At 56.2% G+C, this 21,733-nt stretch carries 15 protein-coding genes; 14 read left to right on the top strand and 1 reads right to left on the bottom strand.

Features of this window, described 5'->3' with window-relative positions:
* The first annotated feature begins 10 nt into the window (after nt 1-10).
* From P1U45_RS03765 to P1U45_RS03720, 10 genes are all read left to right on the top strand, one after another.
* Nucleotides 11-2,329 carry a serine/threonine-protein kinase gene (locus P1U45_RS03765; protein ID WP_301057563.1) on the top strand — a complete coding sequence of 773 codons (2,319 nt, stop codon included), beginning with the start codon at nt 11-13 and terminating at the stop codon, nt 2,327-2,329.
* Between the two features lie 163 nt (nt 2,330-2,492).
* On the top strand, nt 2,493-3,098 hold the full coding sequence (locus tag P1U45_RS03760; RefSeq protein ID WP_301057562.1) for a hypothetical protein: 606 nt from the start codon (nt 2,493-2,495) through the stop codon (nt 3,096-3,098).
* Nucleotides 3,099-3,132: 34 nt separating this feature from the next.
* On the top strand, nt 3,133-3,642 hold the full coding sequence (locus P1U45_RS03755) for a DUF4402 domain-containing protein (protein ID WP_301057561.1): 510 nt from the start codon (nt 3,133-3,135) through the stop codon (nt 3,640-3,642).
* A 13-nt stretch (nt 3,643-3,655) separates the two neighbouring features.
* A complete protein-coding gene (locus tag P1U45_RS03750) occupies nt 3,656-4,297 on the top strand; it encodes a hypothetical protein (RefSeq protein WP_301057560.1) in 642 nt (213 codons plus the stop codon).
* A complete protein-coding gene (locus tag P1U45_RS03745; protein ID WP_301057559.1) occupies nt 4,297-4,893 on the top strand; it encodes a hypothetical protein in 597 nt (198 codons plus the stop codon). Before P1U45_RS03750 ends, P1U45_RS03745 begins: the two co-directional genes overlap by 1 nt.
* Before the next feature lie 64 nt (nt 4,894-4,957).
* Nucleotides 4,958-5,515 carry a hypothetical protein gene (locus P1U45_RS03740; protein WP_301057558.1) on the top strand — a complete coding sequence of 186 codons (558 nt, stop codon included), beginning with the start codon at nt 4,958-4,960 and terminating at the stop codon, nt 5,513-5,515.
* Nucleotides 5,516-5,605: 90 nt separating this feature from the next.
* Nucleotides 5,606-6,118: a hypothetical protein gene (locus P1U45_RS03735; RefSeq protein ID WP_301057557.1), complete on the top strand. Its 513-nt coding sequence runs from the start codon at nt 5,606-5,608 to the stop codon at nt 6,116-6,118.
* Nucleotides 6,118-6,678, top strand: coding sequence for a hypothetical protein (locus P1U45_RS03730; protein WP_301057556.1), 561 nt, complete (start codon nt 6,118-6,120; stop codon nt 6,676-6,678). The genes P1U45_RS03735 and P1U45_RS03730 overlap by 1 nt, the downstream gene beginning before the upstream one ends.
* Nucleotides 6,679-6,695: 17 nt before the next feature.
* Nucleotides 6,696-7,568, top strand: coding sequence for a hypothetical protein (locus P1U45_RS03725; RefSeq protein WP_301057555.1), 873 nt, complete (start codon nt 6,696-6,698; stop codon nt 7,566-7,568).
* Nucleotides 7,569-7,605: 37 nt separating this feature from the next.
* Entirely contained in the window at nt 7,606-10,338 is a 2,733-nt protein-coding gene (locus tag P1U45_RS03720) for a hypothetical protein (protein WP_301057554.1), read from the top strand.
* Here P1U45_RS03720 and P1U45_RS16635 read toward each other — a convergent pair.
* Nucleotides 10,318-10,485 carry a DUF3422 family protein gene (locus tag P1U45_RS16635; RefSeq protein ID WP_366144978.1) on the bottom strand — a complete coding sequence of 56 codons (168 nt, stop codon included), beginning with the start codon at nt 10,483-10,485 and terminating at the stop codon, nt 10,318-10,320. The genes P1U45_RS03720 and P1U45_RS16635 overlap by 21 nt on opposite strands.
* 296 nt (nt 10,486-10,781) lie before the next feature.
* Here P1U45_RS16635 and P1U45_RS03715 point away from each other — a divergent pair, with 296 nt between their 5' ends.
* From P1U45_RS03715 to P1U45_RS03700, 4 genes are all read left to right on the top strand, one after another.
* The gene (locus P1U45_RS03715; RefSeq protein WP_301057553.1) at nt 10,782-11,252 is read left to right on the top strand and encodes a hypothetical protein; all 471 of its coding nucleotides are present in this window, start codon (nt 10,782-10,784) and stop codon (nt 11,250-11,252) included.
* A gap of 128 nt (nt 11,253-11,380) precedes the next feature.
* On the top strand, nt 11,381-12,508 hold the full coding sequence (locus tag P1U45_RS03710; protein WP_301057552.1) for a hypothetical protein: 1,128 nt from the start codon (nt 11,381-11,383) through the stop codon (nt 12,506-12,508).
* A 243-nt stretch (nt 12,509-12,751) separates the two neighbouring features.
* On the top strand, nt 12,752-17,818 hold the full coding sequence (locus tag P1U45_RS03705; protein WP_301057551.1) for a hypothetical protein: 5,067 nt from the start codon (nt 12,752-12,754) through the stop codon (nt 17,816-17,818).
* A 103-nt stretch (nt 17,819-17,921) separates the two neighbouring features.
* Nucleotides 17,922-21,626, top strand: coding sequence for a right-handed parallel beta-helix repeat-containing protein (locus tag P1U45_RS03700; protein ID WP_301057550.1), 3,705 nt, complete (start codon nt 17,922-17,924; stop codon nt 21,624-21,626).
* The last annotated feature ends 107 nt before the right edge of the window (nt 21,627-21,733 follow it).

Raw genomic sequence — 21,733 nt, 5'->3', positions numbered from 1 at the left:
GGAGTGGGGTATGCAGATCGAAAACTGGGACAAAGTCAGCGCATTATTTGATGATGCGATGGAGGTATCTGCTGATACCCGTGCTGATTTCATCCGGTCAAAAGCCGAAACCGAGGACATTGCCGAACAGGTGCTGCGCCTTGTGAATGCTGCCGAGCGCGAGACAGGTTTTCTCGCGACGGGCGATGACGGCATGGTTGTCACCGGCAAAAGCCTAGCTGAGGGCGCGCGCCTTGGTAACTGGCAGATCGGACGCTCGCTTGGTGCAGGCGGTATGGGCGAGGTCTATCTCGCCACCCGCGCCGATGGTCTTTACGATCAGACGGCCGCGCTGAAACTGATCGCGTCGAATGATCGCCGGACCTGGGATTTGTTCGCCCGCGAGCGTCAGGTGCTCGCCAATCTTGAACATTCCGGCATTGGTCGCCTCATTGATGGCGGCGTTGCTGAAGATGGTCGGCCATTCCTCGTTATGGAGCATGTTGATGGCGTGCCGATTGATGTGTTTGCCAAAGAGAAAAACCTGTCTCGTGAGGCGGTGCTACGTCTCTTCCTGAAAGTTTGCGATGCGGTCAGCCATGCCCATGGCCGTCTGGTGCTCCACCGCGATATCAAGCCGAACAATATTCTGGTGACGGCAGACGGTACGCCGCGCCTGATTGATTTCGGCGTGGCAGGGCTTCTGACCGAGGATGATGAAACGCGCGCACCAATGACGCTGCGCTATGCGGCGCCAGAGCAGCTGCGCGGTGAGGCGGCAAGCGTTGAAACTGATGTGTTCGGCCTTGGAGCGACGCTTCATGAATTACTGACCGGTCAAACCGCGACCCGCGCGGGCATGTCGCTGAATGTAGATGCCGAGGGAGCGCCGGACGCTATCAAAGCCATTCTGGCCAAAGCGCTCGCAGATAAGCCGGAAGACCGTTACTCGTCTGCTGAGGCGCTCGGCGCGGATATTCGCGCATGGCTTACCAATCGGCCTGTTCAGGCGATGTCTGGTGGCACGGGCTATCGTTTCGGGCTGTTCCTGAAGCGGAACGCCCTTGCGACTACCGCCGTTTCTGCCGTCATTCTGGCGCTCGGCGCTGGCCTTGCCGGTACAATCTGGCAGGCAGAAGAAGCCGCCCGTGAGCGCGATCAGGCCATTCAGGAACGCGAACGGCTTCGCGCCATGCAGCAGGCGACGTTTGTCATGTTCTCAGAGGCAAGCGACGGGGCAGAGACGACCTCGCGTGAGCTTGTCAGCCGGTCTGCGCAACGCGTTCTGGAAGAGTTTGAAGACAACCCTGCTGAAGCCGCGCCTGTGCTGCACATGTATGGCGAGATTTTCTACCTGATGAATGATTATCAGGCAGCAGAACCTCTCCTGCGCGCGGTGGCAAACATGCCGGAAGACAGCTTTGATCGCGGCCTCATTGCGCAGGCCAGGCATGATCTGGCGGTTATCCTGTTCCGTCTCGGCAATGCTGAGGAGTCCCGCACCTATCTGGATGACGCGCGTATCGTCTGGGCTGAAAATCCTGACCTTTATACCGATGCCCGCCTCGATGCGGCGCTGATCGAGTCCCAGCTTCTGGCCGATGCCGGTGATGTTGAGGCGTCTGTGGCAGCATTGCGTGATGCGATTCCGGAACGGCTAGCATTTTCCGGCCGTGAATCCATGGATGTGGGCATTCTCTATACCAATCTTGGCGCGGCGCTGATGCGAACCGGTGACCTTCCGGGCGCTATTGAAGCCACAGAAAACGCCCGCGACGTGTTCTCGTCCATTGAGCGTCTGGAATCACCCGATGGCCTCAATGTGATGAACAATCTGGCGACGCTCTATCATGTGACCGGCGATCTTCAGAACGCTGAAACCGCCTATAGCGAGACGCTGCGCCTGCGTACCAATCTTTATGGCGGCTCGGTCGCGCTGGCTGTGCTCATGTCCAACTATGCCAAGCTGAAAATCCAGAATGGGGATATGGACGGCGCGCTTGCCTTGTTTGATGAGGCGATCCCGATGGCAGATGAGTATGGCAGCGCCTCTGGGCCTGCCGCACTTGCTGCCCGATATGGCCGGATTGAAGCGCTTATTCTGAATGATGATCTGGCAGTGGCGCAGGCCATGCTGGATGAGGCTGGAACGCTGCTGGAAGAAGGCGGCCTTTCGGCAAGTGTCTATGGCGGTATGCAAGCGCTTTATCAGGGCCAGCTAGCTGGCGCGCGCGGCGAACGTGAAATCGCTCTGGCTTTGTTGGAAGAGGCGCAGACCGTATTCGAGGCGGCTGGCCCAGCTGCAGGGCGCTATGTGGCCAAGGTCGAACAGATACGCGGCGCGCTTTAGTGCCTTATTGGCGAAGGGCGGGCCAATCCTTCCCGCCTCACGAGAAACCTTAACGCGAAACTGCAGAAAATTCGTATTTCTGTGAAAAAAGTCTTAAATCCATGTCCACTTTTTCCGGCGCCGGTCGTGACTCCCAGTGACGTCATGATTCCGGGAGTGGGAAATGAACAGGAAATTTTCTTATATCGGGCTCGCCGCTGCGGCAGCTCTTATCGGCCAGCAGGCCGCGGCGCAAAGCGCAACGGTGGATGCCAGCGCGAATGTGGTGGCCGGTACAAGTTCTCTTAGCATCGAAGGATCACGCGCGGGCAGTTTCGGCGAAGTTGCGATCCCGCTACTGGAGGGGAGCGTATGCCGATATGTGCTAGGCGTGGGGACTGACAACTTACGGCCCGCTCCGGGAGAGTTGCTAAGGTATGTCTACGGTAATCAGACAAATTCCGGTCCAGCGTCAAACCCGGAGCCCGGCGTTTGTGAGTTTAGAGGCGATCAAACTCCCCCAACGTTTCGCATAAATTGCGTTGAAGACGCCGATATCTCGGTGACACTTTCATACGCGGTAGATCCAATGGCGCAGTCGAATTACATAGATTTCCGCGCATTTAATCCCGTCGAGAACGGAATGTCAGCCGTTGGCTCGGTCGTGAGAACTGAGCCGTGTTGGTCTGGCGCCACCGACTATATTCCGGCGATGGAGCTCACGCTAACCAATCTGTCTGCTCCATATGACGGCAATGTGGGCACAATCACCGCAGAAGTTTCATACTAACCGCATGGGTGGGGGAACACTCATAAGCGGCCTGATGTCGGTCGGTGCGGCCATGCTCTTGCTTGCCATGCCATCTGTCGCCTCAGAGGCAGATGTAACAGCAAGTGCAGAGCTGGTTACGCCGATCGATATTGTGGGCGAGGGCGACCTCTCTTTCGGTACGCTGGCTGTGCCGCGCACCGGCACGTGCGTTTATGACGTGACGGCGACGGGCGGCAGCGTGCTATCTGGAGGGTCGGAATGTCAGTTCCTTGCGGGCCAGATTTTACAGGCGGAGTTTTCCGTCGCCTGTGAGGCCGATGCCCTCGCCACCTATGAAGTGATCTACACCAATTCTGCGCCATCGGGCGCGACGTTCTCTGCGCCGTCCAACCCGATGGCGATTGACGGGTTTGCCGCGTCCGGCGCGCTGCAGACCCGCGCCTGTGACGCAGACGGCCTTTCAGACGTCAACGCAGGCGGCCGCCTCACCGTTACACCTTCAGCACCATCCAGTTTTACCGGCCAGGTCGGCACGATCCGGCTGGAAGCCCAATACGAATAGGGGACACCCAATGATGACTAAGACCAGACATATCGGCCTTATCGCAGCACTTTCCATCAGCCTGATGGGTGCCGCGCATGCGCAGGACAGTGCTACGGTCGACGCTACCGTTACCCTTGAACAATCGGTTCCACCGCTCGCGCTGACCGGTCAGTCCAGCCTGAATTTTGGCGCGGTGAACATCCCGAACGGCACAGAAACAGGCCATAGCTGTCACTATAATGTGGGCGTGAGTGGCGCGACGCCGACATATCAATTGTATGAATATTCAGAAACTGACACACTTACTGACACCACAGTGCCAACACCGTCCGGATGCAATTGGGGCAGCGCCTCGACGCCAGATGCAAGTTACGGCGTTTTTGCGGTGACGTGTAATCCTGCAAGCACCGTTGATTTTACAACCAGCTGGACAAATGGCGTGGCCACAGGTGTGAATCTTGAGGCTGGCACCGGCACCGTCACGCAAAGCTTTTCTAATTCAGATTTGTCCTCAACGCTCGCATCAGGCTCCAGCGCCGGAGGTATGTCAGCAACCTGTCCGGCTGATGGCGACATGTATGTCGCGATTGGCGGACGCCTTGTCGTTCAGACCACCGCGTCAGCAGGCACGGACGTTCTGGTCGGCACTGTCACGCTGGATGCGGCGTACTGATGCGCGCCGCAAAGCCAGTCTTGTTGTTCGTCGCGTCTGCTTTTGCGGCGCATCCTGCACCTGCGCAGGACGCACTCGATGTACCTGTTACGTTCGAGATTCTCAATCCGGGCGATTTGGTTTCCATGAGAGTCGACAGTGAGGGAGACCTCGGTCAGATCGCGCGGTCTGCGACAACCACCTGTCTTTATGAGCATCGGGTAAACACACTTTACGTGGAGGACTTTAATACCGGTGAAGTTGTGACCGCGCCGGGTACAACGTCTTCCGGGTGTGCTCAGTATGGCGACGTCCGGGTACCGACAATCGAATTGACGTGCCCGGGTGGCATGACGCTTCCGATACGTGTTGGCATTGATTATCCGGCGAGCGGGATGTCGTTTTCTGCCAGAGCAATTTTTTTCGGTGAGAGAATTGCCGGAACTGCACGGGGCGATGACGGGTATGATTTTGTGCTCACCTGCCCGACCGGGCGGGAACTGGACTACGAGTACTTCATGAATCTCGAGGTCTATGGACTGATCGAGGGCGAGCAGAATGACATCCCGTCAGGATCTTACGACGTCGCCATTCCCATAACTTTCCAATTTGAGTGAGGCTGATATAAAACTTCATATTTTAAGTACTTTGTCGCTCGCCCTGTTGGGAGCGCCGTCAGCGTTGGCTCAGGACAGTGTGGATATCACTGTTGAAGGTACGATCATGTCGCCGGTTGCCCTCGCTGAAATGAAAATCCTCACCGAGGGGAGCTTCGGGTCCGTTGCGCGTAGCCCGAACAATGTGTGCAGGTATCTCACTGGCGAAAATGATGTGCTCCACTTTGCTGCGGCACAAGGGACTTATCAGGAAGCCCCGGGGTTCAATAGCGGCGGATGCGGCGCGCTGTACGACAATGTTCTGACGCCGACGATCAGCTATACTTGTCCGGTTGATACATATGTACAAATCCGAACGCGCCGCGACACCTTCAATACGAACGACTATGCCGAATTTCAGGGGTTGTATGGTGCTGGCAATGATCGCGCCTACGTCTCGGCCGCGAGATCTAATCAGGGCGGCGGAGTTTTCGAATTCAATACGTATTGCCATTCCGGCAATGATGAGATCGCGACGCGAACCGTGACGCTGTTTGGTCAGGTTCTACTGCGCCTCGAGTCAGGAACGCCAGAGACTGACGAAAGCTTCTCCGTCACGCTCCCACTCGAAATTCAATATTAAACAGGGATCTGGGATATGATCAGACCGTTTCTTTTCGCGCTTTTGAGCGCCACACTTCACATCGGGATTCCGGCGAACGCGCAGGATAGCGTGAGTGTGGATGTTCAGGCTCAGGTGGTGTCGTCGCTATCAGAGGGCGGGGCAAGTCTGAAGGTCGTCCAGAACGCCAATTTCGGGCGGGTTGTTCAATCTCCGAACAGTGTTTGCAACTTTGTTTTTGAACCTGGAAATACAGGGAAGTTGATTCAAGCTAGTCAAGTTTGCGCGTTTGATGACACGAATGCGCAGGCACCTGTTGTCAACTTTTCCTGCTTGCCGGGCACGCAGTTTGAAATTCACACCAGGCAGGCTCAAACCGGACTAGGCGTCACCTTCCCGTTGGACGGCCTTGAGGTTCTCGACCCTGCCGCGGACATAACGTGGGAAGTTTTGTTCGGTGATAAGAATGATCTGCAGCTTGGTGTCACATGCGGATCAGCCGCGAACAGCGGAGGCCAAGTAGTGTCCGACGTTCAATTGGACCTTCGCATGTCTGTTCAGGCGGGTGATTCTGCCGTTGGAAGTGACATCAGCGCCACGACCGTTCTGGACGTGGTCTATTAATGCGGGTCCGCTCTCTCTTCTGCGCTGCTCTTCTGGCGATGATGGGTATCTCTGCGACAGCGCAGACGGTGGTTGCGCCCCTGCGCGCAGAAATCGTCTCATCGGCGGAAATCTCAACCACGGCAGTGGAAGCAACCGAAGGCAGCTTTGGACAGATTGGCGTGCCTAAATCTGGATTCTGCGAGTATGGCTTTGACAGTCAGGGCGATGTAAAAATCACTGACTCAACCGGCACATACGGGGCAGGCGAGGTCACCCCAGATGGCTGCTACGCCGGTGAAGACGTTCAGGCGGCCGCGTTCCAGATTGCTTGTGCCAGGGGCGATACGCTGGATCTGAAAATCAATGCGCGCTCTGACGCTGAGGGTATAGAAATCTCAATGTCTGACATCGCCGTTGAAGGCGGCGAGCTTGAAGCGCTCGGCGACCGCTATCGCCTGATCTGTACCTCCGAAGCAGGCCGCGTGGTGCTGCGCGCAGGCACAAACTTCACTCTTTCACCTTCGGCGGCGACCGGAGATGGCGCGTTTGGTGCGCTCGAACTTGAAACCGAATATTGATGATGAGGAATCCTGTCATGAAACCGATGCTGATTGCTGCTTCTCTGGGCTTTCTGGTCGCAACCCCTGCTTTCGGTCAGGCCGATGAACTGGCGGTTGAGGGGCCGACCCGTTTTGACGCTGTACCAACGGAAGCTGTGTCCCCGTTTGGCGGCCTGTCGCTGACGCCGACACGCCTTGTGCTGGAGCCGGGCGATAGCCGCGGCGAGGTCACGCTCTATAATTCTGGCGGTGATACCGTCACTTATCGTGTCGAGGACGTTGAGTTGGAAGCGCTTTCGCAGGGGGGGTACGCTCCGCTGGACGAGGGGGCTGATGCTCCGGATTGGTCAGCGTCACGTTATCTGCGTTATGCGCCGCGTCAGGTGACGCTTGGCCCGGGTGAGCGTCAGGTTGTGCGGGTGATCTCCCGTGCGCCGCGTGATCTGGACGCCGGTGAATTCCGCTCGCACTTGCGGTTTTCCTCCATTCCCACTGTCGCGCCAGTCGATGAACTGGAAGACGAAGCAACAACAGAAGAAAGCACGTCTGTCGAAGTCCGCGTTGGTCTTGAATACCGCATCACCATTCCGGTGATCCTGCGGACGGGCGAGGGCGCTATGGGGACTGAGATCCAGTCCGCTCAAGTTGAGGCCCAACCGGACTCAGATGGCACGCGCGTTCTCGTAACGCTGAACCGTACGGGCGACTGGGCTGATCACGGTGTTGTTCGTGTCTATGACGCCGCGGGAGAGGAAATTGGTCTGCTGCGCGGTGTGTCTGTGCTCGCACCGCTGCAGACACGCGTTGTGTTCGTTCCGGTCACCGTGACGGGCGCCGTGCCCGCCCGCGTTGTCTTCGAGACCGATGAGAACAATGCAGAACTCATCGCGTCGGCAGACATTAGCTGATCCGGTATAACGGTTCGGGTGAGGGGGCTTGCAATCAATGAAACGGTTTCTGGCGGTCATATTGTCCGTGTCGGCGGTGCTATGCCTGACGCATTGGACGCTGCCAGACGGAACGGCTGGTCCGCCCGCCCTTAGTGAGGCGCAGGAGATTGATTTTCGCATCATCGAACTGCGTCTTCGCCGCCGGGCTGTGATTGCGCAGGATGTTTTCGCCTATGGCGATGGCGCTGATCTGCTTCTGCCGCTCGAAGACTTTTTCTACGCGCTCGAATTTCCGATTGAGGTGAATGACGCTGAAGGTACAGCGTCCGGCTGGTTCTTGCGTGAAACTCAGACCTTCGAACTGGATGGGGCCAGCGGCACGGTCACGATCGCCGGGGAGACGTTTGAATTCAGACCATCGCGCCTTCGTACTGACGGCGAGCGTCTGCATGTGCCCTTGGGGCTTCTCACATCCTGGTTCGGTCTGAATTCAGAATGGAATGCCCAGAACCAGACCATCAATCTGGAGCCTGATTATCTTCTGCCCGCCGAAGAAGTGTCTATGCGTAATCGCCGGACACAAGGCAGCGGCCGACCTGCGCCGCGCCTTGATGTCGGTGCACTTTCACCGGTGGATGCTCCGTACTCATGGATTGGCTGGCCTTATGGCACGGCTGATATCAGCTATAATGTTGCAGGGCCGGACCCGCAGATATCAGACGCATCGGCGAATATCTCGCTCACGGGCGACTTCCTGCGGATGACAGGCGAATTGTTCGCCAGCGCGAATACGGATGGCCAGCGTACCGCACGGCTTTCACTCAGCCGGACCGATGCGAGCGGGCATTTGTTTTCCGGCGTGCTGGGCGATTATGGCGCGACGAACTTCCGCATTGGTGATGTGTCCACCTCTACTCACCCGCTTCTGAACGGGGGCGGAGCCGGCCTTGGTCTTCAGGTATCGCGTTCGCGCCTTCGCCGTGGCGGCGACTTCGACACGACACGTCTTGAAGGTGAGGCCTTCGCCGGCTGGCAGGCCGAATTGTACCGTGATGGTCAGCTGCTCGGCTTTCTGACTGTGCCCTCCAGCGGGCGATATATCTTTGATGAAGTGCCGCTGACCTTTGGTATCAACCGCTTCCGCATCGAACTTTACGGCCCACTTGGCGAACGCCGCACGATCGAACGCCCCGTTGATATTTCTGACGCCTTCGTGCGACGCGGCGATATTGAATACACGGCCGAATTTGCGCTTCTCGGGCGCGGCGTGTTCATGAATCCGCGCGACGCCGCACAACTTGATTTCGACGATGATACGATCGGCAATGAAGGCGAGGATGAAGACTTCCTCGCAGGCGACCGCGGCCAGGGTTATGTGGCGTATTCGGAAATGACGATGGGCCTTACCAATTCGCTTTCTGCTTCGCTCGGCGCGCAGTTGCGGGGCGGAGAGGGCCTTGGTGATCATCAGTCCGCGTTTCTGACGCTTGCGCAGCGATCTGGCGTGCATGTCCTGTCAGGTGACTTTGCGATTGAGGATTCGGGCGAAAATGCGCTCCGTCTCACCTATTCGACCGAATTTCGCGGTGTATCAATGAATGCGACAGCCGAAACCTATACAGACCGGTTTGGTCAGCTTGATGATGAGAATGACAGCGCTCAGCTTGTTCGCCGGGGAAGTCTTCGTTTTGACGGACGTGTGGAGCCGTTCGGGTTTGTAAACGGCGCGGGCTGGTCTTTCGGCTTTACGGGCAGCGAACGTTCTGATGGCGCGCAGGATTTTGCCGCGCAGGGCCGTCTGTCCGGTCAGGTTGCTGGTGTCTCCGTCAGTCAGACCGCCAATTGGCGCTGGAGCGATTCTGATGGAAACGGCATGATTGAAACGGCGAACAGTGCGCTGAACGTCTCCGGCTCTGTCGGCGACTTTCGTATGCGCGGTTCCCTCGATATGAGCCTCCGGCCTGAACTTGAGCTGTCACGCGGCCAGTTTGAAATTGCGCGCCGTATAAATGACTGGTTCGGGCGCTTTCGCTACTCACACGATTTCCAGTCTGAAAGCCGCACGGTGGGGGCATCCTTGTCACGAGATTTCGATGGTATCCGCCTCGGAATGGATCTGCGCCATGATCTGGAAGACAGCCAGACCTCGGCGCTCTTTACACTGGGTTTTAATTTTGACCGTCATCCGGGTGGCCGTGGCATGCGGTTCGGGCGAAATGCGCGGTCCAATCGCGGCGTGGCAAGCATCCGTGTCTTCGAGGATATGAACCTTGATGGTGTCTACACGCCGGGTGAGGACCGGATTATTCCGGATGCGGCGGTGATTACCGAGCCGCGTTCGCGTCTCATCTCCAATGACGAACGCGTCGTTCTGGATGATCTCTCCACAACCGAGGTGATTGGAGTGTCGGTCAGCCGAGATGAGCTAAGTGATCCGTATCTCATTCCGGCTACAGTGGGCGCGAGCTTCACTGCGCGCCCTGCCGGTGTGGTGAGCATTGATCTGCCTGTTGTGATGAGCGGTGAGGTCGAGGTCGAGCTTAAAGACGAGAATGGTGATCCGATTGACGGGCGTATCGCCGAGCTCAACTCGTGTGCGCCGGATGGTAAGCGTGAACGCGAACGCTCCGCTTTTGACGGCTATATTTTCTTCCAGTTTGTAACGCCGGGTTGCTACACGTTGAGCGTTCCGGGTTTCGAGCCAACTGAAGTGCATGTCGCGCCGGGCGATATTCTCCGCCCGGAACTCGTTCGCTTATCTGAAGCGTCAGCTGGAATGGCCGAGTGATTTTATCAGCTGTTTAAGGCCGAGCCACAAAACACCCATCACGATAGGCACGGCAATGCCAGTCGCGATACTGGGATCAACCGGCAGGCCCGCATAATGTATCGCTTTGATCGCATAGCCGAACAGGCCGACGGCGTAATAGCTGATCGCGCTGGAAAGGGATTTTCCAAGTCGGACCGTGGCTCCCCGGTAGTCTCGTGGCGTTTGGGGGGGCGAAAATCGGCATTTTTCAAGGGCGCAGAACCGCGCGATGTTTGGACGGTATGACGTGGGCGCCCCATGAAATACGCTCGGACTTACCTAGTAATACTAAAGTAATACCGGAACGACCTCAAAGTAAAACTAAATGGTATAATCAGTCGTTTCAAACCCTGTGCAGTGGGTTTCAGGCTCTGTTAACGCTAATTGGCTATGGTCAGCGCGATCATGTCGGAGGGTTATCCGTGAAGAAAACTTTGGTTTCAGCTGTCGTTTTTGGCCTTATAAGCCTGCCTGCCTTTGCAGAAGGTCTGCTTGTCGAGCAGCGCGCTGAAGTGGCGGTTTCTGTAGAGATGGAAACCGGAGAAACCGTTGAAGAGCTGCGTCCAGCCGAGCTGGTTCGTCCAGGTGAAACGGTTGTTTTCACCGTACATTACGAAAACCAGATGGCAGAAGCTGTTGAGAATATCGTCCTCGAAATGCCTGTGCCGGAAGAGATGGTATTTGTTCAGGGCAGCGCGGACTATGAGGGTGTTAACACGCTCTATTCCGTCGGTGACGGCGTTTTCCATTCATGGAATGAGCTGAGCATCGAAGATGAAGCCGGATCGCGTCCAGCTGGCGCGTATGACGTGCGGGCCATTAAATGGGTATTTACAGACGCTGTGCCCGCGAATACTATGGACGAAATATCATTCCGTGCTGTGCTGAAGTAAGTTAACAAAACTACCTTCAGCCTTAACGAACTTCCTTTGAATTTACTTCGATTTTCTTAAAGGGCAATTATTAACCCGCCAGTATAATGACGGCCATCCATATACTTTTGGGATGGACGGGTATGAGAATGAACATAACAAAAAACGCTAGGACATGGTTGGTGGGCATGTCTTTTGGCGTTCTGGCGGCGCTGCCTGCAGCGCATGCGCAGAACAACTACACAAATGCGGGTGTGTCCGTTGAGGGCTCCTTTACGCTGAACTATTCTGTCGGTGGCACATCGCAGCCGCAGATCGATAATACAGCAAGCCCGACCACTTTCACCGTCGACCGTCTGGTTGACATCACCGTCAGCTATTCGTCAGCCAGTGATGACTCTACCGTTGCGCCGGGGGCGCAAAACGAAGAGCTCGTGTTCCTGCTGCGTAACGACGGTAACGACAACTTCGCCTACTTCCTATCAACGGAAAACGGCACAGGTGACGACTTCAACACCGATAACCTCGAGATTCGTTATTACGTCGACGATGGCGATGGCACATATGAGCCAGGCGCTGATGACGGTTCACCAACGACATTTGCCTCTGTGACATCTGATCTCGCGCCGGATGCAATTCTCTGGGTCGAGGTCATTGGTGATATTCCCGCCTCGCAGCCGGATTCGGAAACCTCGGACGTCGTCCTTGTTGCCGATACATATTATCCAACCGTCTGGCTGGAGGCCGCTGAAGGCTCTCCTGGCAGCCCGGGCACCAATATCGCTGCGGATGATGGCACAAATGATATGAACAGCGTGGCCGAGAACGTTCTGAACGACGCGGCTGGCGATGGCTCAAGCGATGCTGCCAATGACGGTATGCACTCTGATACGGGTACATTCACTGTTTCGTCTCCGGATCTGACGGCGACAAAAACAGTCGAAGTGATCTCTACGAATGCGGACGGCACATTTGTTTGTGCGAGTGGCGCATTGGTGAGTGCGAACGAGTACGCAATTCCGGGCTCTTGCCTTGAGTACACGATTACAATCGTAAACTCCGGTTCAGCCGCGGCGACCGTCTCATCCATCAGTGACACGCTTCCGACCGAGTTCACTTTTAACGGTGCAACCTTCACCAACTTTACGGGTGGTACCGAAGCGACACCCTCAGCAGGCGACGATTGCTCTTCTGTGACCTGTACTGTGTCCCAGACTGGCGCAACAATCGGCGCGGGTGAGACGGCAACGATCGAAATGCGGGTCACAGTCAATTAAACGCTGACCAGGTCCAGTTTTAAAGCGTCAAAACCCGGCCAGATGGCCGGGTTTTTTCATGAAATTTCACGGGTCCGCTAAACGTCATTTTGACGTGAAAATGCTATAAAAACAGAACGTAAGATAATAATGCGGTTCATGTTTCAGTAGCTAAGAGCTCAGCCACTAAAACAGGCAGCCGCCAGTGTAAAAGGCGTTCTCCGAATGGAGCGTTTGGGTCGGTTTTTTGTGGGGGCTTGTGCTTTGCTCACGCTGCTTGTCGTAACGACAAGTGGCGCTTTTGCGCAATCTACCGACATTGGCCGCGTCATCGAAAATATCGCCTATTTGTCTTACGACACAGACGAAGGTGACACCGTCACCGTCGCGACCGCACCAGCCGTTTTCCGCGTTGAAGCCCGTAAAACACCGTCTCAGGTCCATTTCTTCCGTTATGCGCCATCCGCACCCGACCGCGTGATGATGAATATTGCGGAAACTTACGTAAGCCCGAGCCAGTCGCTTTACGGTCCTTTCATGCCGATGGAGGCCGACTATCCATTCCCGAATTCCGGTGAAATGGTTGATGTCAGCGGATACGGAATGGTTGAGCAGCGCCTGAGCGCAGATGTCCCTGTTATTCCAACGACCCATTATTTCGCGGGCGACATCACAATTATCTGCGTAGAAGACGAAGGCCAGAACGGCAATCCGAATATTCGTGAGCGACTTTCCATGAAGGTGGAAACCTCTGCGGGCGATCAGATTGTCGTGGATATCGTTGAGTCTGGTCCGAATACGGGCCGGTTCCTCGGCTATATCGTTACGGCCGAAAAAGATGTCGATCCGAGCGATGACCAGCTGTCGGTTCACGAGCATGAAACGCTGACAGCCATCTATGAAGATCAGTTCGATGATACTGAGGTCGCAACAACGACAGCACTTGTTGACCCGAACGGACGGATCTTCGATTCCACGACGGGTCAGATGCTGAACGGTATTACCGTCCGCGTTGTTGATGGCGCAACCGGGCAGCTCGCCCCGGTATTCGGTTTTGATGGCATTTCTGAATATCCGGCAGAACTGGTGACGGGCGGAACTATTACCGATGCATCGGGCAGAGTTTACGATCTCGAAGACGGGGAGTTTTTATTCCCTCTAATGCCGCCCGGGGATTATCGAATGGAGTTCGATCCCCCGCCTGGATATATCTATCCATCCATTGTCAGGAATTTTGACGGGCTGCCCAACGGCCCGTTCGACATTTCCGAGGCTTCATTCAATCGCCCGTTCCATCTTGATGGTTCGGGTCCGTTGATTTTTGACATTCCGCTCGATCCGACCTCGCGCGTGTCTATCGAAAAATCAGCAGGTGTAAGCGAAGCTGCAATTGGCGACTTCGTTCCGTATTCAATCATGGTTTCGAACTTTGATGACAGCGCGGGCGCGATCATTCTTCAGGATACCGCGCCATTTGGTTTCCGGCTGATCCGGGAGTCCATTCGGGTGAATGGTCTGCCGGTTGATGAAGGTGAGTTCCGGATTTCCGGTCGCCGTTTCGAGTTTACGCCAACGCGTCTGGAACCGGGCGAGTCCATGACAATCGATTATGTGATGGAAGTTGTCGCAGGCGCGCGACTTGGCCGCGCAACAAACCGCGTTGTCGCCGTCGATGGGCGGGGTGCCGAAGTGTCCAATGCGGCTGAAGCCAGCATTTCTGTCATTGAAGATCTGCTGCGCTCGACCGCGACGATTATCGGTCGTGTAACCGAGGGAAGCTGCGATCTCACCGACCCGGTCTGGGATGAGAGCGATACGTCCGGTATTGCGGGCGTGCGGATTTATCTGGAGACGGGCGAGTACGTCATCACTGATGAAGAAGGCCGGTTCCACTTTGAACAGGTTCGACCGGGCTCTCACGTCGTACGACTGGATGACGGCGTACTGCCGCCAGGCGTAGAGCGGTTAGACTGCGGTAGTAGAACCGGCATGGGTCATACCGGTAATACCTCAGAGCTTGTCGATGTTGATGGCGGCGTCATCTGGCGCGTGAACTTCAATCTTGGTCGTTATGAGGTGGAAGAAAGCGAACAGACAGAAGTTATCTTCAATGACGCGACCGAGCATCTGACCTACGGGCTCTCATGGCTGAACGAACAACTGCCTGAGCGTCGCTGGGTTTATCCGGCACCAGAGCGCACACCGTCTACGCCGTCGATCAATATTGGCATCCAGCACATGCCGGGCGAGGTTGTGGAGCTGTATCTGAACGGTGCGCGTCTTGCGGCAGGTAACTTCGCGGGCATGGAGCTGTCTACGGATCGCACGACCGCGATCAGCCGGTGGCGTAGCGTCGATATCGAAGACGGTCAGAACGTGATTGAAGCGCGTATTCTGAATGCAGCGGGCCTTGTCACTGAGCGCCTTCGCGAGGAGATCTGGTTTACGCGGGAAGCAACCCGCGCCGAACTTGTTGAAGACCGGTCTGTGCTCGTTGCGGATGGACGAACACCACCAAGCATTGCTGTGCATTTCACCGATGATGGTGGCCGTGATGTTCACTCGGGCCGCATTATCGGCGTGGATGTAGAAGCGCCGTATCGCCTTCACAACTCCGGCGACATTGCCGGCGATATTGGCATTTCTCAATCGCTTGCCGACGAAGGCAATATCGCCGTCGGGGCGGATGGCATTGGTACAGTCCGGCTGGAGCCTACGCTCGAGACCGGATTCGCCAATATCCGCATCGAGCTGGACAATGGCCGGACCGAACTCGTGCGTGCCTATATCGAACCTGAGCCACGCCCGTGGATCGTCGTGGGCCTGATTGAAGCCACCGCCGGTGAAGGCGCGCCGACCAGCACAGGTATTGGCGGCGACGAACAGGAAAGCGCTGACGGGCTGACACGTGCGGCGCTTGATCCGTTCGCGGACGGCCGTATTGCCATTTATGCCAAAGGGCGTGTGCTTGATGACTGGCTGGCAACGCTTTCCATCGATACAGATCGCCAGCTCGGAGACTACCATACAGGGTTTAATCGCGAGGTTGATCCATCTGCTGCGTATAGCCTGTTCGGTGATTCAACAGTTCAGCAGAATGACGCGCCTAGCCGCTATCCGCTTTTCCTGAAGCTGGAGAACGGACGCTTCCAGGCACTCTTCGGTGATTACAACACTGATATGGGTGAGACCCAGCTGGCACGTTATTCGCGGACGCTATCGGGCCTGCGCATCATGCAGGATGAGGAAAGCTTCGCGTATTCCTTCTTCGCAGCTGAAACCAATCAGGGCTTTGTCACCGATGAACTGGCAGCTGATGGCACGTCAGGTCCTTACCAACTGTCCGTGGCACCAATCCTCGGCCAGTCGGAAACCATTGTGATTGAAACGCGAGAGCGCTTCCGTCCGGACCGTATTCTGAACCAGCGCGTGCTGACGCGCTTCGTCGACTATGATCTTGATTATCGTACCGGTCAGCTCATCTTCCGCGCGCCGGTGGACGCTGCGGACGCTCAGTTCAATCCGAATGTGATCGTTGTCACGTATGAGACGACCAGCGAAGCCGAGCGTCATATCACGGCGGGTGGCCGTTTCGTGGCCCGTTTTGCAGACGGCGCAGTAGAAGTTGGTGCGACGGCCATCCATGAGGGTGGCAGCGCGCAGTCAGCTGGTCAGTCATCCGATCTCATCGGTGTGGACCTGCGAGCCGAGCTTTTTGAGGGCACAGAGCTGCGCATGGAATATGCTGCCAGCCAGACAGAAAACGCTGGCGGTCAGACCCGCGGCGATGCCGTCTTCATGGAATTGCTGCACCAGTCTGATGATCTGGCCTTCACCGCCTATTACCGCGAAGAGGGCACAGGCTTTGGGGTTGGCCAGACAAATTCCAACACAGAAGACATTCGCCGCTATGGTGTGACCGGGTCATACCAGCTTGGACAGACAGATAGCAGCGAAACAGGGCTTCGCTCCACACGCTCCATTGTGGCGGATGCCTCGCGGGAAGAAAATCTGGAAACAGGTGAGAGCCGCGATACGGCATCTGTCTCTCTGGCAGAAACATCTCAGGACTTTGGCGCAGAGATTGGCGTACGCTACGCGCGCGAGGAATTACAATCTGGCGATTACCGTCAGTCTGTTCTGGTGGCTGCCGGTATTCAGCGCGCCTTCGATAGCATCGGCCTGACACTGTCTGCGCGACACGAGCAGCCGATGAGTGAGGACAATATTGTTTCCAGCTTCCCTGAGCGCACAGTGTTCGGGATCGATAAAACCATTGGCGACATTGCAACCGTGTTTGCGCGGCATGAATTCGTCCAGGCTGAAAACGGCTCGGGGCAGAACTCAATCCTTGGACTGGAGCTGACACCTTGGACCGGCGGCTCCATCCGCGCACAAGCGGATATGGCACTGCAGGAAGCGACAGATCGTATGGGCGCTGTATTCGGTGTGGATCAGACACTGCGTATTTCCGAAGTCTGGTCTGTGTCTTTGGGTATTGCGCGCCGTGCAAACTTTGACAGCGGCGATGCGCCAATCGATCCATTGGCTGATGATGTCGATACGCCGCTCGAATTTGCTCAGAGCTCTATCCTGACCGACACGCGTGAATTCCAGTCGGCCTATGTCGGCGCGGCCTTCAGAACACCAGAGACAGCTGCCTCTGCCCGCCTTGAGGTGCGCGATACAGCCGAAGGCGCTCGCTATACAGGTGTGCTCAGTGCGGCTCAGCAAGTGAGCGAGTATCTCTCCTTTGCGGGCGCCGCGCGCGCCGAACGCTTCAACCGTTTTGGGGCAGAAGACACTGAGCAGTTCGATGTGCGAGTGGGCATGTCCTACCGCCCGAATGACAGCGGTATTACCGTGTATGACCGGTTGGACCTGCAATCTGAGGCCGTTGGCGAGGACCAGCAGTCCTGGCGCATCGTGAACAATCTCGCGGCGAACCTGCAGCTGAGCGACAACACGCAGGGCTCCATCTATCTCGGTTCAAAATATGTGGAGACCGAAGTGAACGGCACATCCTATTCCGGCTTCACCCAGCTGGTCGGCGGTCAGTACCGGATGAACATTACTGACCAGATCGATGTGGGCGTGTCTGCCTCTGCAATCTGGTCTGAGAATTCCGGCACGGTGGATTACTCCTTCGGCCCGAATATAGGTTACTCGCCGAACGAGAATATCTGGATCAGCGCCGGCTATAACGTTCAGGGTTATGAGGACCCGGATTTTGAAGCGGCTGAATATTCACGCTCCGGTCCATACGTCACATTCCGTATGCAGTTTGACGAAGGTGACATCGCAGGCCTCGCGGAACGTGTGGGCTGGTAAGGCCATGTTCTTTAACGCTTCTCTTAAAAATATCGTGGAACATAGACCATCGCCCGCGCCGGGAGGGTTCAGCGGCGCGCGCGAGACATTGGCGGTCTGTAGAATGATGAATGTGATGGGGAAGCTGAAGGCCTGCGCTACGCAGTATGCGATACTGGTCGCATTCGCGTGGGTGTGCCTTGCATCCACCATCATGCGCGCCGAGGCTGGCGACATCATTTGGGAAAATCAGGGGCTAACAACCGGCGCAGCCTACACGTCCGGCACCACACACACATCGGGCGACGTGACCATGACGACAACCTGGTCGACGGTCACAGATGGCGGCACATTCGATGGTGGTGTCTTTGCGGACTTTGTGACCTACCAGGCAGGCACCACCGGCAATCATTCCGGTCTGCTGCTGATGTCCATGTATAACAGTCTCGATGACCCGGACGACAAGCTGACCGTTGAGTTCAACTTCGATATTCCTATCGAGAATCTCGCTTTCACCCTGCTGGATATTGATGACCACTCTCTGGACGATCTCGATGACTTCGTTGAGGTGTATTACCACACCGGCGACAATAACTGGGTGAACCTGGCCTACCAGACCAGCCTGTGGAGCGCGGGCGCAGAAATTCACAGAGATAATGAAAGCTTTGGTGAGGGTTGGGAGTCTGATAACAACTCCCGCCTGACGGACACTGAAACCACCGGTAACCTCAGCATCGATTTCGGAACGACAACAGTTGCCGCGGTGCGCATCCGATACTTCTTCGGTGACGATGAAGGCGATCCTGACACGACCCAATATGTCGGTATTTCTGACATGACTTTCGATGATCCGGCTGATCCCATGATCGTCACCAGCACGGCGGATACAAATACTGTCGGCACACTGCGTTATGCGATCAACTACGCAAACGCGAATACTGCTGACGATGACATCACATTCAATATTTCTGGCGCGGGGCCGTTCGTAATCACAGCGGCCAGCGGCCTTCCAACGATTACGGATGCGGGCGTGACAATTGACGGCACCACGCAGTCAGGTGCGGGTTGTGGCGACTTATGGGGCGGCACGGCGCACACCATCATGATCGAGATCGATGGCCCTGGCTCGGCGTATGGCATAACCACCAGCGCGGCGAGCACGACCGTCAAAGGTCTGGCGATCACCGATTTTCAGGTTGGGATTCTGGGCACCAGCTCCGCCTCTGACCTTGCTGTGCAATGCAATTATCTGGGCCTGAACCCTGATGGAACGGCTGCTGGAAATACCGGTGCGGGCGTGTTTGTTCAGGGCAGCGCGCCTCAGATAGGCGGCCTCGTCGCAGGGCAGGGAAATGTCATCTCGTCCAACTATTTTGGTGTTCTCACAGACAATGGCGCGTCCGGCGTGATAGTACGTGGCAATTTCATCGGTACGGATCCGTCGGGATCAAGCGCGCGGGCGAACACGGCCGGTCTGAACAATTATACCGGTTCGGTGACTTTTGCGGACATCACGAACAATCTGATTTCAGGAAACTCCGCTCAGGGTATTCTCTTTGATGCAGGCGAGACGATTACCGGCTCCTTGGGTGATTTTCAGATCGTCGGAAACTATATCGGCGTCGACCGGACAGGGGCCAGCGCACTCGCCAACGGTAATGACGGCATCTCGTTTAACGGTGGTTCCGTTACGGGCGTCACGATTGGTGGCATCACCTCGTCTGCGCGTAATGTCATTAGTGGGAATGGCTCCAGCGCTATGTGGCTGAGTGCCGCGAGCGACATCGACATTTTCGGAAATTATATCGGTGTGAACGCCGCTGGCACAGCAGCTATTGGCAATGCGTCAGCGGGTATTGCCATGGCGAATTCGTCTTCCATTACGATTGGCACAGGTGTTGAGGCTGGCCGCAATGTGATCGGCGGGAATGGTGGTCGCGGCATTCAGGTTCAGGGTACGTTTTCAAATCTGACGATCGCCGGAAATTATATTGGTACGGACAGCACCGGAAACACCGCGCTCTCTAACGGTTATAATGTCGGTGCCAACGTGCAGGATGCCTTCTCGATGGATGGTGGCGCAAACGGCACCGCGATTGCGATCACCGACAACGTCATTGGTGGTTATAGCGCGGCACTGATCGAATTTTGGGGCGCTACGGCCAGCGGTGTTACCATTCAGGGCAATCATGTGGGGGTCGGCGCCGATGGCGCGACGAATATTGCAGTTGGCAGTTCCACAGAAGCAGCTGTTTACCTCGGCGGTGGCACCATGGCGTGGAGCAATTTCTCCATTGGTGGCACCGGCGCAGGCGAAGGAAACATCATCGCCTATAGCGGGCAGGACGGGATCGAAGTTTCTACAACAGGCACGGGCAATTCAATCGCGGGCAATACTATCTATTCCAATGGAGGTGATGGTATTGAGCTTTTGCAGGGCTCTGACATTCCAATGCTCCAGAACGCGATTTACTCCAATACCGGTATTGGTATTGATCTCGGTACGGATGGCGTGACCGCCAATGATGCCGGTGACGCGGACACGGGCGTGAATGACCTTCTGAACTTTCCGGTTCTGAACGGCCTTTATGGTGATGGTACGACGAGCCTTCGCTATGAGTTTACGCTCGATGCACCTGCCAATACCGAGGGCTATCGCATCGAGTTCTTCAAGACATCCGTGGTCAACGGAACGGGCTATGGCGACGCTGAAACCTATGTCGGCGCTTTGGAAACCGGGGCTCACGCCGGTGGTTCAATCGATTATTCAGGCACGTTCACAACCGATATTGCTGTTTCGCCGGATGATATCATCACTGTAACAGCAACATCCAAAACCGGTACCAGCAGCTATGGCGCGACTTCGGAACTCGCGCTCAACAATACGATGATCGCGCCGTACGATTATTCGGATATCCCGCAAACCGGCACCAGCTATGGCACAGCGCGTCACGATATTTATTCCGGGTTTTATCTGGGAAGCGGCGTAACGGGCGAGCTCGCCGCTTATGACAGCGCAGATGCTTCAGCAGATACAGACGATGCCACAACACTGCCAAGCTTCTCGCAGAATGCAGCGGGCACGCTGGACGTGACCGTCAACGGTTCCGGTGGCTATTTACAGGCCTGGATCGATTGGAATGGCGACGGTGATTTCCTCGATACGGTCGATGGTGTTTCGGAAGTTCTGGCAACTGACGCTCAGGATGGCGGCGCCGGTGATGGTGACGGCGTTGCCGATGGGAACATCCAGATAGCATTCAGTGTTCCGCCGACGGCTACAACAAGCCAGACATTCGCACGGTTTAGATGGTCCAGCACATCTGGCCTGGATTCAACAACGGATGCCGTGAATGGCGAAGTTGAAGACTATGCCATTCTTATCAGCGGCAATGCGTTGCTGACGGCCAGTCGCTCCGTCGCGATCTATGACCCGACATCAGCCGGCCTTTATGCGGTTCCGGGCAATGACATCGTCGTGACGATCTCTGCGACCAATATCGGCGGTGGCGCGTCTGACACAGACAGTATCGAGTTCATTGATGAGGTGCCGTCAGACATCACCTTCTATAACGGCACGACGTCTTCTTTTGGCGTCGCGGTTGTGGGCTGGACGGAAAGTTCTACGGGGCTCAGCTTCACCGTGTCTTCTGATGTCGCCTATTCCAACTCCGGAACGCGTCCGGCGACGTTTGCAGACTGCACCTACACGCCGAGTGCAGGCTATGACGCCAATGTCCGCTATGTCTGCTTCAACCCGAAAGGCCAGATGGCTGCGGGCGATCCTGATCCGAGCTTCAGCGTCCAGTATCGGGCACAGATCAACTAAACTGCGCTGTACAGGCATTCATGAACGGGTCGAATATGAATGACGGCCTGAAGATGAACGAAAATTCCGAAAATCTGAACGTTCAGGAAAGACGATAAAAATCTCAA

The sequence above is a fragment of the Ponticaulis sp. genome, from assembly GCF_029210165.1.
Lineage (GTDB): Bacteria > Pseudomonadota > Alphaproteobacteria > Caulobacterales > Hyphomonadaceae > Ponticaulis.
This window is presented reverse-complemented; position numbering and strand designations above follow the sequence as displayed.

Bases quoted from the DNA above. Each gene is read 5' to 3' on its own strand.
- P1U45_RS03765 (WP_301057563.1), top strand. From the start codon at position 11: ATGCAGATCGAAAACTGGGACAAAGTCAGCGCATTATTTGATGATGCG.
- P1U45_RS03760 (WP_301057562.1), top strand. From the start codon at position 2,493: ATGAACAGGAAATTTTCTTATATCGGGCTCGCCGCTGCGGCAGCTCTT.
- P1U45_RS03755 (WP_301057561.1), top strand. From the start codon at position 3,133: ATGTCGGTCGGTGCGGCCATGCTCTTGCTTGCCATGCCATCTGTCGCC.
- P1U45_RS03750 (WP_301057560.1), top strand. From the start codon at position 3,656: ATGACTAAGACCAGACATATCGGCCTTATCGCAGCACTTTCCATCAGC.
- P1U45_RS03745 (WP_301057559.1), top strand. From the start codon at position 4,297: ATGCGCGCCGCAAAGCCAGTCTTGTTGTTCGTCGCGTCTGCTTTTGCG.
- P1U45_RS03730 (WP_301057556.1), top strand. From the start codon at position 6,118: ATGCGGGTCCGCTCTCTCTTCTGCGCTGCTCTTCTGGCGATGATGGGT.
- P1U45_RS03725 (WP_301057555.1), top strand. From the start codon at position 6,696: ATGAAACCGATGCTGATTGCTGCTTCTCTGGGCTTTCTGGTCGCAACC.
- P1U45_RS03720 (WP_301057554.1), top strand. From the start codon at position 7,606: ATGAAACGGTTTCTGGCGGTCATATTGTCCGTGTCGGCGGTGCTATGC.
- P1U45_RS03710 (WP_301057552.1), top strand. From the start codon at position 11,381: ATGAACATAACAAAAAACGCTAGGACATGGTTGGTGGGCATGTCTTTT.
- P1U45_RS03700 (WP_301057550.1), top strand. From the start codon at position 17,922: ATGATGAATGTGATGGGGAAGCTGAAGGCCTGCGCTACGCAGTATGCG.